At 68.4% G+C, this 16,462-nt stretch carries 18 protein-coding genes; 1 reads left to right on the top strand and 17 read right to left on the bottom strand.

Features of this window, described 5'->3' with window-relative positions:
- Window positions 1–4: 4 nt before the first annotated feature.
- Complete coding sequence (locus tag HLB44_RS05515; protein ID WP_173121510.1) at window positions 5–802, top strand: protein phosphatase 2C domain-containing protein; 798 nt, start codon at window positions 5–7, stop codon at window positions 800–802.
- Window positions 803–811: 9 nt separating this feature from the next.
- Here HLB44_RS05515 and tagF read toward each other — a convergent pair whose 3' ends face one another.
- From tagF to rpsE, 17 genes are all read right to left on the bottom strand, one after another.
- Window positions 812–1,504: a type VI secretion system-associated protein TagF gene (gene tagF / locus HLB44_RS05510; RefSeq protein ID WP_173121508.1), complete on the bottom strand. Its 693-nt coding sequence runs from the start codon at window positions 1,502–1,504 to the stop codon at window positions 812–814.
- Window positions 1,505–1,529: 25 nt separating this feature from the next.
- On the bottom strand, window positions 1,530–5,102 hold the full coding sequence (gene tssM / locus HLB44_RS05505) for a type VI secretion system membrane subunit TssM (RefSeq protein ID WP_173121506.1): 3,573 nt from the start codon (window positions 5,100–5,102) through the stop codon (window positions 1,530–1,532).
- Window positions 5,099–6,466 carry a DotU family type VI secretion system protein gene (locus HLB44_RS05500; protein ID WP_173121504.1) on the bottom strand — a complete coding sequence of 456 codons (1,368 nt, stop codon included), beginning with the start codon at window positions 6,464–6,466 and terminating at the stop codon, window positions 5,099–5,101. Before HLB44_RS05500 ends, tssM begins: the two co-directional genes overlap by 4 nt.
- A 33-nt stretch (window positions 6,467–6,499) precedes the next feature.
- A complete protein-coding gene (tssK, locus tag HLB44_RS05495) occupies window positions 6,500–7,837 on the bottom strand; it encodes a type VI secretion system baseplate subunit TssK (RefSeq protein ID WP_173121502.1) in 1,338 nt (445 codons plus the stop codon).
- Between the two features lie 10 nt (window positions 7,838–7,847).
- On the bottom strand, window positions 7,848–8,342 hold the full coding sequence (tssJ, locus tag HLB44_RS05490; protein ID WP_173121500.1) for a type VI secretion system lipoprotein TssJ: 495 nt from the start codon (window positions 8,340–8,342) through the stop codon (window positions 7,848–7,850).
- 78 nt (window positions 8,343–8,420) lie between these two features.
- Window positions 8,421–10,199: a protein-disulfide reductase DsbD gene (gene dsbD, locus HLB44_RS05485; RefSeq protein WP_173121498.1), complete on the bottom strand. Its 1,779-nt coding sequence runs from the start codon at window positions 10,197–10,199 to the stop codon at window positions 8,421–8,423.
- A gap of 106 nt (window positions 10,200–10,305) precedes the next feature.
- Window positions 10,306–10,704: a 50S ribosomal protein L17 gene (gene rplQ, locus HLB44_RS05480; RefSeq protein ID WP_173121496.1), complete on the bottom strand. Its 399-nt coding sequence runs from the start codon at window positions 10,702–10,704 to the stop codon at window positions 10,306–10,308.
- A 74-nt stretch (window positions 10,705–10,778) separates the two neighbouring features.
- The gene (locus tag HLB44_RS05475) at window positions 10,779–11,765 is read right to left on the bottom strand and encodes a DNA-directed RNA polymerase subunit alpha (RefSeq protein WP_173121493.1); all 987 of its coding nucleotides are present in this window, start codon (window positions 11,763–11,765) and stop codon (window positions 10,779–10,781) included.
- A gap of 152 nt (window positions 11,766–11,917) precedes the next feature.
- A complete protein-coding gene (gene rpsD, locus HLB44_RS05470) occupies window positions 11,918–12,541 on the bottom strand; it encodes a 30S ribosomal protein S4 (RefSeq protein ID WP_173121491.1) in 624 nt (207 codons plus the stop codon).
- Between the two features lie 208 nt (window positions 12,542–12,749).
- Complete coding sequence (gene rpsK, locus HLB44_RS05465; protein WP_173121489.1) at window positions 12,750–13,154, bottom strand: 30S ribosomal protein S11; 405 nt, start codon at window positions 13,152–13,154, stop codon at window positions 12,750–12,752.
- 27 nt (window positions 13,155–13,181) lie between these two features.
- Window positions 13,182–13,547 (bottom strand): 30S ribosomal protein S13, encoded by a 366-nt coding sequence (gene rpsM / locus HLB44_RS05460; RefSeq protein ID WP_173121487.1) that lies wholly within the window; start codon window positions 13,545–13,547, stop codon window positions 13,182–13,184.
- 17 nt (window positions 13,548–13,564) lie between these two features.
- A complete protein-coding gene (gene rpmJ, locus HLB44_RS05455; protein WP_035036301.1) occupies window positions 13,565–13,678 on the bottom strand; it encodes a 50S ribosomal protein L36 in 114 nt (37 codons plus the stop codon).
- A 19-nt stretch (window positions 13,679–13,697) separates the two neighbouring features.
- Entirely contained in the window at window positions 13,698–13,916 is a 219-nt protein-coding gene (infA, locus tag HLB44_RS05450) for a translation initiation factor IF-1 (RefSeq protein ID WP_011830996.1), read from the bottom strand.
- Window positions 13,917–13,918: 2 nt separating this feature from the next.
- A complete protein-coding gene (secY, locus tag HLB44_RS05445; protein WP_173121485.1) occupies window positions 13,919–15,229 on the bottom strand; it encodes a preprotein translocase subunit SecY in 1,311 nt (436 codons plus the stop codon).
- A 39-nt stretch (window positions 15,230–15,268) separates the two neighbouring features.
- Window positions 15,269–15,700 carry a 50S ribosomal protein L15 gene (rplO, locus tag HLB44_RS05440; protein ID WP_173121482.1) on the bottom strand — a complete coding sequence of 144 codons (432 nt, stop codon included), beginning with the start codon at window positions 15,698–15,700 and terminating at the stop codon, window positions 15,269–15,271.
- A 27-nt stretch (window positions 15,701–15,727) separates the two neighbouring features.
- The gene (gene rpmD / locus HLB44_RS05435; protein ID WP_173121480.1) at window positions 15,728–15,910 is read right to left on the bottom strand and encodes a 50S ribosomal protein L30; all 183 of its coding nucleotides are present in this window, start codon (window positions 15,908–15,910) and stop codon (window positions 15,728–15,730) included.
- Between the two features lie 23 nt (window positions 15,911–15,933).
- On the bottom strand, window positions 15,934–16,452 hold the full coding sequence (rpsE, locus tag HLB44_RS05430; protein ID WP_173121478.1) for a 30S ribosomal protein S5: 519 nt from the start codon (window positions 16,450–16,452) through the stop codon (window positions 15,934–15,936).
- Between the last annotated feature and the right edge of the window lie 10 nt (window positions 16,453–16,462).

The raw sequence follows: 16,462 nt of genomic DNA, 5'->3' as shown, positions 1-16,462 counted from the left end.
GGCCGTGCTTGCCATCCGCATCGCCAGCCGCACCGATCGAGGCGCGCGCCAGGGCAACGAGGACGACCTGCGCTACGGCGCCACCAGCAACGGCTGGTTCGCGGTGGTCGCCGACGGCGCCGGCGGACACCGCCGCGGTGCCGAGGCGGCGCAGCGCGCGGTGGCCAGCGTCGAGTCGGCGCTGACGGACGGCGCGCTCGGCTTCTCGCCGGCCGGGCTGACGCAGGTCGTACGCGCCGCGCATGCCGTGGTGCAGAGCCACCAGGACTCGACCGACCTCAACGCACGCATGCACTGCACGGTCGTCGCGCTGTGGATCGACGGCCAGGCCGGCCATGCGCTGTGGACGCACGTCGGCGACTCGCGGCTGTACCGCATCCGGCGCGGCGTCACCGACCTCGTGACTGCCGACGACAGCGTCGTGCAGCGCATGGTGCAGGCCGGCCTGATCACCGCCGCGCAGGCCAGCACGCATCCGCAGAAGAACCAGCTGCTCTCCGCGCTGGGCATCGACGGCGACGTGCAGCCGCACACCGTCGTGCGGCCGGTCGAGCTGCAGGACGGCGACGCCTTCCTGCTGTGCACCGACGGCTGGTGGGACCCGATCGACGCGCTGCAGCTGGCCGATTCGCTCGGCCATTCGCGCACGCCGCAGGAGTGGCTCGAGCTGATGGAGCGGCGCATCGTCGCGTTGGCCAATCCGAAGCAGGACAACTACAGCGCCGTCGCGGTGTGGGTGGGGGACCCCACCGATGTCACGCGTTATCGGCCGGACGACACGGTCCCGCGCTTCAGGCGGTAGGACTCGCGGCTACCAGCTGCCGGCGAGCAACTCGGCGAAGCTGCTCGCGTCCGGCAATCCCTTGCCGAGGCTGAAGCTGCCCTCGCGCGCGCCGTCGCCGATCGGCCACCAGAAGCTGTGGCCGGCATTGCGGCCGTGCAATTCGCTGACCGACAGGCCGTGCAGCAACTGGCCGAGCGAGCAGCCCGGGGCGATGGCGAAGCGTTCACGCCCGGCGACGACGCCGCGCTGCTGCGGCACCATCACCGGACCGTTGCTCGGCCACGGCGGCGCCTGCGCGAGCGCGGCCTCGAAGCTCTCCAGCGTCGACGGCTCGCCCAGCGTCTGCATCGCCGCGCGCGCGACATGCATCCACCACAGCTCGAGGTGGTCGAACCCGATGCGGTCGATCGGCGGCCGCTCGCGCCGCTGCACGACGACCAGCGGGTAGTAGCGGCCGACGTTGTCGCAGCTGGGCATCAGCACGCCGAACCACCAGTCGCGATCGATGACGCCGGGCGCCCAGGCGAAGCGCCAGACCGGCGCGCCGAGGTAGACCTCCAGCCAGCGCGCGCCGAGCACCTGCTGGCTGATGGCGATCGAGCGTGCCAGCCAGTCGTCGCAGGCGCGCACCCACTCCGGCGTGACGCGGCGCGATGCGAAGTCGCCCAGCGACGACAGTTTGCCCCACCAGCCGGGCGGCTCGTGCGGGCTGCCGTTCATCGGGCCGGCTCCAAGGCAGGCATGATCACAGGCCGTTGGGGCAGCCGAATTGCCGCAGGTCGGGCATGCGGAACGGATTGCGAACGCTGCCGGTGGTGACGTCGAACACCGCCTTGCGGCCGTCGAGGTCGAAGGTGGCGCGGAACTTCTCGGGCGCCGCGCCGGGCTGGATCGCCACCCGGTCGAACAGGCGCAGCAGCGCCCACGGACCGTCGTTGACCATGCCGCCCGAAGGCGTGCCCATCACCCGCACCTGGCCCGAGCCGCGCGGCCCCGGCCATTGCACGACGGTCGGGATCTGCGGCCCGTGCGCATAACGCACGATCTGACCGTCCACGTCGAGCACGAACTGCGTCAGCGCCGGGTCCATCTCGACGGGCTTGAACTCCAGCCGCAAGGTCGCCGCCTGGCCGCCGGGGCCGAAGAAGGTTTCCTTGATCGCCGCCGCGCGCTGGAACTGCGGCAGCTGGCCGTGGTCGGTGCCCAGCGGCGTGCCGTCGACCGGGCGGAAGCTCCACGGCCGCGTGCTGGTGTCGACGTAGGCCTGCAGCTTCTGCTGCAGCAACTGGTCGAACTTGCCGCCGGGGCCGAACAGCGTCGCGAAGTCGGCCTGCGTGACGTCACGCGTCGAGCTGGCGTCGAAGGGATAGCGGCCGGACACCGCCTGCTGGCAGAACTCGCCGATCTGCGAGCGCACGTCACGGGCCAGCGATTCGCGCAGCTGGATCAGCGCGACCTTCGAGCTCGCCGAGCCGAGGTTGTCGAGCATCGAACGCACCGGCTCAGGCGAATTGGCGGCCTCGGCCTTCAGCTGGTTCGGCAGCGGCGAGGCCGGCGGCGCGGCGCCACCTTTCAATGCCGACTCCACCGCCGTCAGCAGCACCTGCAGCTCGCCGAGCCGCGCGATGACGCCGTCGAGCGGCGCCTTGCCGCCCTCGGGCGCGGTGACCAGCCGTCGCATGCCGATGAAGCGATCGTCGACGATGCTCTCGATGCGCGCCTCGGGCGCGCCGGTGGTCGTCGGCCGCACGCCGATCTTGCTCAGGATCTTGCCGGTGACGCTGGCGCGCGCGCTGTCGGCCGCCGAGTCGAGCGAACCGAAGCCGGCCAGCAGCGTGGTCTCGCGCGACATCGCCTTCAGCAGCGGCGGCAGCGGGCTGTCGGGCGCGGCCAGCAGGCGCGTGGTCTGCACCGATTGCGAGATGCTGGTCACCGGCACCAGGCGCACGTCGGCGATGAAGCCTTCCCACGTGGACGCGTACTCGTTGAGGTAGATGCGGCGCACGTCGTCGACCAGCTTGTCCGACAGCAGCGCGCCGGCGGACTTCGCAACCGGCGTCTTGATCGCCAGCACCCATTCCTGCTCGTCGTCGAGCTGCTTGGCGACGTCGCCGACCACCGACTGGAAGCCCTTGTGGTAGCCGTTGTAGCTGAAGAGACCGGGCACGCCCTTGGTCAGCGGCTGGCCACTCACGCGGGTGAAGACGAGCGGGGCATTGCCGCCACCGGCCTTGACGACGGTGAACTCGGGAAACTCGGCCCCCAGCCCCTGCGTGCGCAGGCGGTTGTAGACGCGCTGCGGCAACGAGACGGAGGCCAGCTGCAGCCGCGTCGAGTCGATCAGCCCCTTGTCCTGCGGCAGCGGCGACACCGCGGCACCCTGTGCCAGCAGCGCGTCGAGGTGACGCGTCAGCTGCTCGCGCTGCTCGGTCGACAGCTCGCGGCCGAGGCGCGCATCCCAGTCCGACTCGACGTGGGCCTTCAGGGCCTTGGTGTCGAAGTGGTCCGGGTCGTACATCATCAGGTAGGTCTTCAACGCCTCGTACTGCGACTCCTGCTGCGACGCGCCGGTGCGCAGCTGCTCTTCGACGCGGATCGCCAGGCGCGGCAGCATCGCGTCGATCAGCATGCGGTCGTAGACCGAGCGCGCGGCGCTGTCGAGCCGGTTGCCCTGGTACAGGCCGAACCCCCAGGACCACGGCACATCGCCTTCGGCGACACCCCCGCCGGCGGTCGCCAGGCCGCGCGTGGCCTCGAGCGCATTGATGATCGGGTTCAGGTTCGACGACGCACGGTTCGGCGTCTCCTGCACCTGGCGCCGCACCGATTCGACGCGCGCGGCGACCTGCTCGACATAGCGCTTGTTGTTGCCGTAGCTGATGCTCCACGCGACGATGGTGCCCACCGCCAGCAGCCCGATGCCGGCGTAGGCGGCGAGCACCAGCGCCTGGCGCTTGCGCTCCCAGCCGATGTTCGTGCCGGCGATGCCCTGTTCGGCGAACACGACGTCGGTCAGCAGGCGCGACAGGAAGTAGCTGCGGCCGCTGGCCTGCTGCGGCGCGAGCACCGCACGCTCGATCTGGTACTGGCGCGCGATCGAGCCGAGCATGCGGTCGATCGGCGTGCCTTCCTGCGTGCCGCTGACGAAGTACACGCCGCGCAGCAGCGGCTGTGCCTCATAGGGCGACGGCGAGAACACCGATTCGACGAACTCCTGCAGCACGGCGCGCAAGTTCGCGAACTGGCCCGGGAAGCCGTAGATGCGGGCGCGCCGCTGCAGGTCGGTCTCACCCTGCAGGCGATCGATCAGGCCGTCGCTGACGCGCTGCAGCAGCAGGTCGAATTCCGGCCCCAGCTCGCTGGTCGGCGGCTGCTTCGGCAGGCCCGACTTGTCGAGCGCGAAGGTGAAACCCCAGGGATCGGCGCGCTGCGCCTTGTCGATCGAGCCGAAGGTGTCCATGAAACCCGCCAGCAGGTCGCACTTGGTCACCAGCAGGTAGATCGGGAAGCGGATGTTGAGCTTCTCGTGCAGCTCCTGCACGCGCTGGCGCACGGTGGCCGCGTGGCGCGCGCGCTCGGCACCGGACTTGGCGATCAGGTCGGCGACCGACACCGTCACCAGCACGCCGTTCAGCGGCTGGCGCGGGCGCGAGCGCTTCAACATGCCGAGGAAGCCGGTCCAGGTCGCGCTGTCGGTGGCCTGGTCGCTGTCCTGCGTCGTGAAGCGGCCGGCGGTGTCGATCAGCACCGCCTGGTCGGTGAACCACCAGTCGCAGTTGCGCGTGCCGCCGACGCCGCGCACCGCGTGGTCACCCACCGCGTCGGCGAGCGGGAACTGCAGGCCGGAGTTGCGCAGCGCGGTCGTCTTGCCCGACCCCGGCGCGCCGATGATCATGTACCACGGTAACTCGTAAAGGTAGCGGCCACTGAAACGCGCCGCCACACCGCCCTTGCCGCCGCCGAAGCGCGCCTTGCGCAGCGTGCCCAGCGCCTGCTCGAAGCGCTGGCGCACGGCGCTCATGTCGGCGCTTTCCTGCGCGCTGGCGGGCCCACCGGCGCCGGCCGGCGGCGCAGCGAGCAGCTGGTCGACGACCTGGTTGTTGCCGCGGCGCTTGCGGATGATCGAGATCGTCGCCCACAGCACGAACAGCAGCACCAGCACGCCGATCGTGATCCAGCGGGCGCGTTCGCTGTCCAGCGGCCGCGACTCGCCGATCGCGATGATCGGACCCACGAACCAGATCACGAGACTCAATGCGAGCAACAGCACCGCCCCGAGCACGAAGCGGTTGAAGATCCAGCCGAGCACCTTCTTCATTTCTTGGCTCCGCTGGCCGGCGCCGCCGGCGTGGCCGGTGCCCCGGGCACGCGGGCGGCGAAGTTGTCGGTGCGGGTCGTCAGCAGCGTCACCTCGACGCGGCGGTTCAGCGCGCGGTTGGCCGGCGTGTCGTTGGCGGCGATCGGCTCGCCATCGGCGCGGCCCTCGGCCTTGACGCGCTCGGCCTGCACGCCGCGGGCGATCAGCAGCTCGCGCACCGAGCGCGCACGTTCTTCCGACAGGTGCCAGTTCGATGGGAAGCGCGCGGTGCGCAGCGGCTGGTTGTCGGTGTGGCCGGTGACCAGCACCGCGCCGCTGATCTTGGCCAGCGCTTCGGCGATGCGGCCCATCAGTGCCTCGCGTTCGGGCACCAGCGTCGCGCTGCCGGAGGCGAACAGGCCGTCGCCGCGCACGGTGATCACGCTGCGGTCGACCTCGTCGCGCACGGCGACCAGGTTGGCCTTGATGTCCGACTGCAGGAACTGCGCGAGCCGCGGCACCGGCGCCGGCTGCGCCACCGGCGCGACCGGCGGGGCGAGGCGCAGGCTCTGGATCTGGCCGTAGACCGGGTCGGTGCGGCCGCTCAGCGCGAAGACGAACGCGGTGTAGATGCCCACCAGCAGCAGCAGCGCCAATGCGGCAGTGACCGCCAGCGGCAGCCAGCTCAGCGCGCGGCGCCGCTGCATCGGCTGGCCTTGCCAGTGTTGGGCCAGCGCCGGCGCATACGGCCCGCGCTGCTGGCGGATGATCTGCGCCAGCTTGTCGCGCACCGCCTCGAGCTGCGCGCGGCCGTTGTCGATCACGCGGTAGCGGCCCTCGAAACCCAAGGCCACGGCGGCGTAGATCAGCTCCAGCAGGTCACGGTTCTGGTCGGGCTTCTCGGCCAGCCGGGCCATCAGCTGGAAGACCTTCTCGCCGCCGAAGACCTCGTTGTGGAAGCTCGCCAGCAGGCTGTTGCGGCCCCAGACGCCGGAGCCGCCCCAGGGCGTGTCGCCGGCGGCTTCGTCGAGCATCGTGCACAGCACGTAGCGTGCGGCCATCACGCGCTCGGGCGGGATGCCGCGCTGGTGGGCTGCGGCTTCGAAATCGCGCACGCTCTGCGCCAGCGCGCTGCGCAGCGCCGCCGGGTCAGCGACCTGGCGCGTGCGCCGCAGCTGCGGCACCGTCAGCAGCAGCTTGTTGGCCACCGCCAGCAGCGGATTCAGCCCGTGCTCGGCGAGCGCGCTTTCAGCTGCCGCGGCATCGCCGACGACCGTCGCGCTCTCGGCCGGCCGCGAGCCGGTCCAGCCGCCGGGTGTCGGCTTGATGAAAGTGCGCTGGCCGTCGAGCTGGGCGAACGGGTCGTTGATCGGGGACGGGTCCATACGGCTGGCCTTCGTCTAATCGCGCTCAGGCCCTCAGGCCTGACGGATCGCCCAGAGTTCGAGCTCGAGGCCGGGGAAGTCGCCTGCCACGTGCAGCGCCAGGCTGCCGGTGCGTTCGAGCTGCTTCCACATCTCGCCCTGGCGTTCGACCTCGAAGTAGTGGAAGCCGGCGTGGTACGGCAGTTGCCGCGGCGCGACCGGCAGGCTGTTCAGCACGATGCCCGGCAACTGCAGGTTGACCAGGTCGCGGATGCGCTCGACCGGACCGAGCTTCGATTGCGCCGGGAAGCGCTGGCGCAGCTGCTCGGCCGGCACCTGCGCATTGACCGCCAGCACGAAGCCGGCCGAGCGCAGCAGCTCGCCGTCGCTGATCACCGCGGTGCGCACGCCGTGGCTGCGGTCGGTCAGCTCGATCTGCACGGCATGGCGCTGCAGCTCGGCCGACAACAGCTCGCGCAGGTGCTCGATCACCGGCGCGAACACGCTCTGCAGGTCGTCGTGCTTGTAGACCGGATAGTCGGGCGGGTGGCGGCGCGGCGGCTGGAAGGTCGACAAGTCGCCGGCCAGCTCGACGCAGCCGAGGTAGAAGTCCCAGGGGTGCACGCTCGGCGCGCCCGCGTACTGGCGGAACACCGGCTCGGCGCGGTTCAGCGACAGCAGCATCAGGAAGTCGGCGACTTCCGAGACGCCCTTGCCGAGCTGGCCCATGCGGCTGGCGAGCAGGCGGGCGCGCTGCTGCACCAGGCCGTGCAGCAGGCCGGCCATCGCCGACAGCTGGCCGCTGGCTTCGATACGGGTCTGCGGCGCGAAGTAGCCGCGGTCGAGCACCAGCTGGCCATCGCTGCGTTTCTCGACCACCCGCGCGACGCCGAGCACGGCGTAGGCATCACCGGCGTCTCGCGCGCGCAGCAGCCGCAGGTTCAGCGCGCCGGTCTGGATCGGCTCGGGATCGTCGCCGGCGTTGGTGTGGTCGCGCAGCTCGGTGTCGATCGCGCGCAGCCGGCACAGGTCGTCGCCATGGCCATCGCCGAAGTCGACCTCGGTGACGCCGGCGCGCGCCAGCGGTGCGGCGAGGCAGACGAGCTCACCCTTCATGTCGTCGGCGACGTCGCACGGCACCGGCATCGCATCGACATCGGGGAACGAGAACGGCGTGCCGTCGGGCAGGATGCCGCTGCCGCGCACCAGGCCGAGCCGGCCGAGCGCGAGCTGCGCCTCGTCGAGCACGAGTTCCGAGAAGCCCCAGGCATACGGATGCGAAGCACGCGTGCGGCTGTCGACCAGGTGTTCGACGAAGCGCGATTCCTGCTGGAAATGATGCGGCTGCAGGAACATGCCCTGCGACCAGACCACCCGATTGCGCCAGCTCATACGGCTGCGATCACGGCTTGACCTCGACCGCCAGCGCGAGGTCGCCGGCGCGGATCGACAACTTCTGTGCCTTGTTCGGCTGCACCGGCACGACCACGCGCCAGGTCGACTTCTCGAGGTTGCGATAGGCACCGAAGACGCCGATGAATTTCGTCTCGGCCCCCAGCGTCTTCTTGTACGGCCGGTTCTCGCCCGGCTGCAGCATGATCTCCTCGCGCGCGACCATGTCGGCGGCGAGCGCCGCCTGGTCACCCTGGTACAGCGCCATGAAGTCGGCGCTGTTGAAGCTGGACGCTGTCTTCAGCTCATAGACGCGCACCAGCAGGGGCGACGGCCGCTGATTGACGCTCAGGTTCAATTGCGGCGACGCCTGGATGGCGCCGTCGACGGTCGTCGGGGGCGGCGGCTTCGGCGGGCTCGAGCAGCCAGCCGCGATCAGCAAAGCGAGCGCGCCGGCAGCAACCGACACGCTGCGGGGCAGACCCGCGAGAACACCAAAGTTCACTGCTCACTCCTGTCAGCGAAGACAAGGATAAGCAGCACCCGGTCGGGGCCGGGGTGACTTAGGTAATCCGTGTCGTGTTCAAAGTCCGGCTTGTTCGAGCGAGCGCTGGAAACGGCCGGCGCTCTGGAACCCGACCACGCGCGCGGAACCTATCTCGCGGCCGCCGGCGTCGAAGAACAGCGTTCCGGGCGGGCCGAACAGCCGGAAACGGCGCAGCAGCGCGCGGTCCTCGGCGGTGTTGCCGGTGACGTCGGCCTTCAGCAGCAGCGCCGGCCCGAGGCGGCGTGCGACCTCGGCATTGCGGAAGGTGAAGCGCTCCATCTCCTTGCACGAGACGCACCAGTCGGCATAGAAGTCGAGCATCACCGGGCGCTGGGCCCCGGCCAGCGCGGCATCCAGCTCGGCCACGCTGCGCACGCGGACGAAGCGCAGGGCTTCTCGGCTCTGCGCGCCGGCTTCCGTCCAGTGCGCCCACGGCTGCAGCGGATCGCGGCCGCCGGTTGCCGCGGCGATCAGCTGCAGGGCACCCAGCGCGAGCGCGGCGGCGCCGAGCCCGCGACGAGGCCAGGTCCGGGAAGCCCCGCCGGGCGCGGCAGCCAAGGGCCGCACCAGCAGCACGCCGACGACGACCAGCAGCACGCCCCACAGCGCGAGCACCGCCGCTGCCGGCAGCACCGGCTGCGCGATCCAGATCGCCACCGCCAGCATCAGCGCACCGCACAGGCGCTTGACGCCGAACATCCACGGCCCCGACTTCGGCATCCAGCGCCCCGACGAACCACCGAGCACCAGCAGCGGAACGCTCATGCCCATCGCCAGCGCAAACAGCGCCCCGCCGCCGAGGACCAGATCGCGGCTCTGGCTGATGAACAACAGCGCCCCGGCCAGCGGCGCGCTGACGCACGGGCTGACGATCAGCGCCGACAGCCCGCCCATCATGAAGACGCCGGCCAGCTGGCCGGCCTTCAGGCGGTTGCACTGGTGCGAGACCCGCGACGTGAAGCGGGCCGGCAAACGCAGCTCGTAGACATCGAACATCGCCAGCGAGAAAACCGCCAGCAGCGCGGCGAAGGCGCCGATCGCCCACGGCGTCTGCAGCGCCGCGGCAAAGCCCTCGCCGGCCAGCCCGGCGGCGACGCCGAGCGCGGTGTAGACCAGCGCCATGCCGAGCGAATAACTGGCGGCGAGCATCAGGCCCCGGCCTCGGCTCGGGGCGCGCTGCGTGCCGACGATGATCGACGACAGGATCGGCAGCATCGGCAGCACGCAGGGCGTCAGCGACAGCAGCACGCCGACCAGCAGGAAGACGCCGACGATGCGCCAGAAGTGCCCGGACTGCAGCGCCGACTCGACCATCGAGCCGTCGCCCCACGAACTGGCAGCCGTGGTGCCGGGTGACGTCGAGGTGGCTGCCGTGACCGCTGCCGTGTCGAGCCGCGCCTGGCTGATCATCGGCGGGTAACACAGGCCGGCGTCGGCGCAGCCTTGCGAGGTGATGCGCAGCGTGTACGGACCGGCCGCTGTCAGCGGCAGCACGATGCGCAGCTCGCCGCGCAAGGTCTCGACGTTCTTCTGGAAGTTCTCGTCGTACTTGACCTTGCCGGCCGGAATGTTCGGCTCACCGAGCGTCGCACCGTCAGCGGCGAAGGCAAAGCGCTCGCGGTAGAGGTAGTAGCCCGGCGCGACCTGGAAGCTGAGCTCGGCCTCGGTGGCGCTCAAGGCGCGTGCCGTGAAGCGGAACGCCTTTTCCGGTTCGAGGAAGTCGTCGGCCGCGCGCGCCATGCCGGTCAGCAGCAGCAACCCGATCAACAGCAGGGCGGCGAGTGCCTGGAACGGACGGTGGACGCGGAAACTCATCGCGGGATTTTCGCGCACGACGTTGTCTCGTGCGCGGAGCGGGGCTTGGAACAAAAAGGGCCAGCGTGAAAGCTGGCCCTGATCGGTCGTTGGCGGTGCTGAAAACTTACTCGGCGCTGGCCTCGACGGCTTCCGGCGCGACGGGCTCGGGGCGGTCGACCAGCTCGACGAAGGCCATCGGCGCGTTGTCGCCGACGCGGAAGCCCATCTTCAGGATCCGCGTGTAGCCGCCCGGACGGGTCTGGTAGCGCGGGCCCAGCTCGGCGAACAGCTTGGTGACGATGTCGCGGTCGCGCAGGCGGTTGAAGGCCAGGCGGCGGTTGGCCAGCGACGGCGTCTTCGCCAGCGTGATCAGCGGCTCGACGACGCGACGCAGTTCCTTGGCTTTCGGAACCGTGGTCTTGATCGCCTCGTGCTGCAGCAGCGAGACGCACATGTTGCGCAGCATCGCCTGGCGATGCTCGCTGGTGCGGTTGAGTTTGCGGAGTCCGTGTCCGTGACGCATGGTGCTTGCCTTTCTTTATGAGACCTCCGGCCGTGTCAGGTACCGGAGGGTGCACGCGTGCGCTGAGCTGTTGCTCAGCGTTTGTCGAGGCCCTGCGGGGGCCAGTTTTCCAGCCGCGCGCCGAGCGTGAGCCCGCGCGAAGCCAGCACTTCCTTGATCTCGTTCAGCGACTTGCGGCCGAGGTTCGGCGTCTTCAGCAGCTCGGTCTCGGTACGCTGGATCAGGTCGCCGATGTAGTAGATGTTCTCGGCCTTCAGGCAGTTGGCCGAGCGCACCGTCAGCTCGAGCTCGTCGACCGGGCGCAGCAGGATCGGATCGAAGTTGTCCTTGCGCGGCTGCTCGCGGTCGAAGGTCAGCGGCTCGGTGCCTTCCAGGCCGGTGAACACGACCAGCTGGTCGACCAGGATCTTGGCCGACGCGCGGATCGCTTCCTCGGGCGAGATCGCGCCGTTGGTCTCGATCTCCATCACCAGCTTGTCGAGGTCGGTACGCTGCTCGACGCGGGCGTTCTCGACCGCGTAGGACACGCGACGCACCGGCGAGAACGACGCATCCAGCACGATGCGGCCGATCGACTTGGTCGGCTCGTCGCCGTAGCGGCGCAGGTTGCCCGGCACATAGCCGCGGCCCTTCTCGACCTTGATCTGCATGTCGAGCTTGCCGCCTTGCGCCAGGTGCGCAATGACGTGATCGGGATTGATGATCTCGACGTCGTGCGGCGTCTGGATGTCGGCCGCGGTCACCGCGCCCTCGCCTTCCTTGCGCAGCACCAGCGTCACTTCGTCGCGGTTGTGCAGGCGGAAGACGACGCCCTTGAGGTTCAGCATGATGTGCACGACGTCTTCGGCAACGCCGTCGACCGTCGAGTACTCATGCAGCACGCCGGCGATCGTCACTTCCGTCGGCGCGTAACCCACCATCGACGACAGCAGAACGCGACGCAGCGCATTGCCGAGCGTGTGACCGTAGCCCCGCTCGAACGGCTCGAGCGTGACCTTGGCGCGGTGGCCGCCGAGCGGCTCCACCTGGATGGCTTTGGGTTTCAGCAGGTTGGTTTGCATCTGGTCTCAGTTCCTCTCAATACCCTCGGCTCGTTACACCGATAAGGCTGACGGACCCTGCCGGGCTGGGGTGTGTGATTGCTCCGTGCCCGGCACGCGGAGCATCACCTGCAAGGGCTGCCGACCAATGGGCGGCAGCCTGCGACTTCGTCTTATCGCGAATACAACTCGACGATCAGCGATTCGTTGATGTCGGCGCCGAACTCGTCGCGGTCGGGCACCTTCTTGAAGACGCCTTCGAGCTTGGCCGCGTCGACCTGGACCCAGCCCGGCATGCCGATCGATTCGGCGAGCTTGACCGCGTCGGTCACGCGCAGCTGCTTCTTGGCCTTGTCGCGCAGCGTGATCACGTCGCCGGCCTTGACCAGGTACGACGGGATGTTGACGACCTTGCCGTTGACCATCAGCGCCTGGTGCGACACCAGCTGGCGCGCTTCGGCGCGCGTCGAGCCGAAGCCCATGCGGTAGACGACGTTGTCCAGGCGCGACTCGAGGATGAACAGCAGGTTCGCGCCGGTGTTGCCCCGGCGGCGCTCGGCTTCGGCGAAATAACGGCGGAACTGGCGCTCGAGCACGCCGTACATGCGCTTGACCTTCTGCTTCTCGCGCAGCTGCAGACCGAAGTCGGAGGTGCGGGCGCCGGAGGTGCGGCCGTGCTGGCCGGGCTTGGTATCGAACTTCGCCTTGTCGCTGATGGCGCGGCGGGCGCTCTTCAGGTACAGGTCGGTGCCTTCACGGCGGGCCAGCTTGGCCTTGGGTCCGAGGTAACGTGCCACGTTGCTTCCTTAGGTGAATCTGACGCGAGGCTAGAGTCGCGCGAGTCTGGCGGGTGTTGTGAAAGACGCTCAGACGGTGGGCTTGATCGCAGCGGGCACCAGAGAAACGGGGCCCGTCAACGAAATTGCCGGCAGGCACACTCGGCGCCGCCGGCGAACGGAAAACTGCTCATTATAGCGGCATCGCTGCCGCTGTCATGACGCTGCCTTAGATGCGGCGGCGCTTCTGCGGCCGGCAGCCGTTGTGCGGCACCGGCGTCACGTCGCTGATCGAGTTGATGCGGATGCCGAGCGCAGCCAGTGCGCGCACCGACGACTCGCGACCCGGACCGGGGCCCTTGATCTTGACGTCGAGGTTCTTGATGCCCTGTTCCTGGGCCGCGCGACCGGCGACTTCAGCCGCGACCTGCGCCGCGAACGGCGTCGACTTGCGCGAGCCCTTGAAGCCCTGGCCGCCCGACGACGCCCAGGCCAGCGAGCTGCCCTGGCGATCGGTGATCGTGATGATGGTGTTGTTGAACGAGGCGTGCACGTGAGCGATGCCGTCCGCAACGTTCTTGCGGATCTTCTTGCTCACGCGGCGCGCCGCGGTATTGGCAGGTGCTTTGGCCATGTGATGTCTCGATCAGATGCGGGGGGCTTACTTCTTCAGCGCCGCGGCACCCTTGCGCGGACCCTTGCGGGTGCGGGCGTTGGTGCGCGTGCGCTGGCCGCGCAGCGGCAGGCCGCGGCGGTGCCGCAGGCCACGGTAGCAGCCGAGGTCCATCAAGCGCTTGATGTTCATCGACAGCTCGCGGCGCAGGTCGCCCTCGATCGTCAGTTTGCCCACCTCTTCGCGAATGCGCTCGAGGTCGGAATCCGTCAGATCCTTGATCTTCTTGGAGTAGGCGATGCCCACCGACTCGCAGATCTTCTGCGCGGTGGTCCGGCCGATGCCGTAGATCGACGTCAGGCCGATCTCGGCGTGCTTGTGCGGCGGAATATTGATGCCAGCAATGCGTGCCATGTTCTGAACCTCTTATCTCAACCTTGACGCTGCTTGTGGCGCGGATCAGTGCAGATCACGCGCACCACACCCTTGCGGCGGATGATCTTGCAGTTGCGGCACATCTTCTTGACCGATGCAGAGACTTTCATCGTCTTCTCCTTCAAGCACTCACTTCGCGCGGAACACGATGCGAGCGCGACTCAAATCGTAGGGCGTCAATTCAACCGTCACCTTGTCGCCCGGCAGGATGCGGATGTAATGCATGCGCATCTTTCCCGAGATATGGCCGAGCACCACATGCCCGTTTTCCAGTTTCACGCGAAAGGTGGCATTGGGCAGGTTCTCGAGGATCTCACCCTGCATCTGGATGACGTCGTCCTTGGACATCCTCAGCCTGCCTTGAAATTGGCTTTCTTCAACAGCGACTCGTATTGCTGGCTCATCACGTAGGACTGAACCTGCGCCCAGAAGTCCATCGTGACCACCACGATGATCAGCAGGGATGTGCCGCCGAAATAGAACGGCACGTTGTACTTCAGAACCAGGAACTCCGGCAGCAGGCAGACGCCGGTGATGTAGATCGCGCCGGCCAGCGTCAGGCGCGACAGGATCTTGTCGATGTGGCGTGCCGTCTGCTCGCCCGGCCGGATGCCCGGGATGAACGCGCCGCTCTTCTTCAGGTTGTCCGCGGTCTCGCGGCTGTTGAAGACGAGCGCCGTGTAGAAGAAGCAGAAGAACACGATCATCGCTGCGTACAGCAGCACGTAGATCGGCTGCCCCGGCGACAGCGCCGCCGAGATGTCCTTCAGCCAGCGCAGGCCATCACCCGTGGCGAACCACCCGACGATCGTCGCCGGCAGCAGGATGATCGACGACGCGAAGATCGGCGGGATCACGCCCGACATGTTCAGCTTCAGCGGCAGGTGCGACGACTGGCCACCGTAGACCTTGTTGCCGACCTGGCGCTTCGCGTAGTTGACGAGGATCTTGCGCTGGCCACGCTCAACGAACACCACCGCGAATGTCACCAACACCACGAGGGTGATGATGAAGATCATCGCAATCGGACTCATCGCGCCGGTACGCACCAGTTCGAAGAGGCCGCCGATCGCACCCGGCAAGCCGGCCGCGATACCGCCGAAGATCAGGATCGAGATGCCGTTGCCCAGGCCGCGCTCGGTGATCTGCTCGCCGAGCCACATCAGGAACATCGTGCCGGCGGTCAGACTGACCACCGTGGTGATGCGGAAACCGAACCCGGGCGAGATCACCAGGCCTTGCGAGCCCTCCAACGCCAGCGCGATGCCGAGCGATTGGAAGATCGCCAGGCCGAGCGTGCCGTAGCGCGTGTACTGCGTGATCTTGCGGCGACCCGCTTCGCCTTCCTTCTTCAACGACTCCAGCGTCGGGATCACGTAGGTCATCAGCTGCATGATGATCGACGCGGAGATGTACGGCATGATGCCCAACGCGAACACCGTGAAGCGCTCCAAGGCGCCGCCGGAGAACATGTTGAACAGGTTCAGGATGCCGCCCTGCTGGCCGCTGAAGAGCTGCTGCATCTGGTTGGGATCGATGCCCGGCACCGGGATGTGCGCCCCGACGCGGTAGACCACCAACGCGAGCAGCAAGAAGACGAGCCGGCGACGCAGGTCGCCGAACTTGCCGCTCTTGGCCAGCTGGTTTGCCGAAGTTGCCAAAGTGGATGCCTTACGCAGTCAGCTTAAGCGCAACGGCAATCAGGCCAGGCTGCCGCCGGCGGCTTCGATCGCCGCCTTGGCACCCGCGGTCGCGCCGAGGCCCTTCAGGGCCACCTTGCGCGACAGCTCGCCGGACTTGATGACCTTGACGTGCTTGATCAGCTCGCCGACCAGGCCGGCGGCCTTCAGCGTCAGCAGATCCACTTCGTCAAGTCCCAAGCGCTGCAGATCGGCCAGCGTGATCTCGCCGTTGTACTTCAGCGTCTTCGACTTGAAGCCGCGCTTCGGCAAACGGCGCTGCAGCGGCATCTGGCCGCCTTCGAAGCCGACCTTGTGGTAACCGCCGGCGCGCGAGTGCTGGCCGTTGTGGCCGCGGCCCGCGGTCTTGCCCAGGCCCGAGCCCATACCGCGGCCGACCCGGCGCTTGGCATGCTTGGCGCCCGCGGCGGGCTTGATCGTGTTGAGTTGCATGGTTGACAGTCCTTGTGCAATCCGTGCTTACAGCACCAGCACCAGGTAGGCGATCTTGTTGATCATGCCGCGCACAGCCGGCGTGTCTTCGAGCACGCGCTCGCTGTTCACGCCGCGCAGGCCGAGGCCGCGCACGGTGTCGCGATGCGACTGCTTGCAGCCGATCGGGCTCCTGACGAGCTTGACCTTGAGGGTTTTCTTGTCCGACATGGGAATACTCCGTCGCCGCCCGATCAGTTGAAGATCTCTTCGACCGTCTTGCCGCGCTTGGCCGCCACTTCGGCGGCAGTGGTCGAGCGCTTCAGCGCATTCAGCGTCGCGCGCACCATGTTGTACGGGTTGCTCGAACCGAGGCTCTTGGCCACGATGTCGGTCACGCCCATCACTTCGAAGACGGCACGCATCGGGCCGCCGGCGATGATGCCGGTACCGGCCGGCGCGGGCGCCAGCAGGACCTTGGCCGCACCGTGCTCGCCGCGCACGTTGTGATGCACCGTGCCATTGCGCAGTTGCACCTTGATCATGTTGCGGCGGGCGCCTTCCATGGCCTTCTGCACCGACACCGGCACTTCCTTGGCCTTGCCCTTGCCCATGCCGATGCGGCCATCGCCGTCGCCGACCACGGTCAGCGCCGCGAAGCTCAGCGTGCGGCCGCCCTTGACGACCTTGGTGACGCGGTTGACCGCGATCATCTTTTCCTTCAGACCGTCGTCATTGCCTTCGGTCTGGGCGCGGGGTTGAAACTTTGCCATTTGCTTGGTC

It is taken from the genome of Pseudaquabacterium terrae (genome assembly GCF_013266755.1).
GTDB classification, from domain to species: Bacteria; Pseudomonadota; Gammaproteobacteria; order Burkholderiales; family Burkholderiaceae_C; genus Pseudaquabacterium; species Pseudaquabacterium terrae.
The sequence above is the reverse complement of the archived record's forward strand: the minus strand, read 5'-3'. Positions and strand labels throughout refer to the sequence as shown.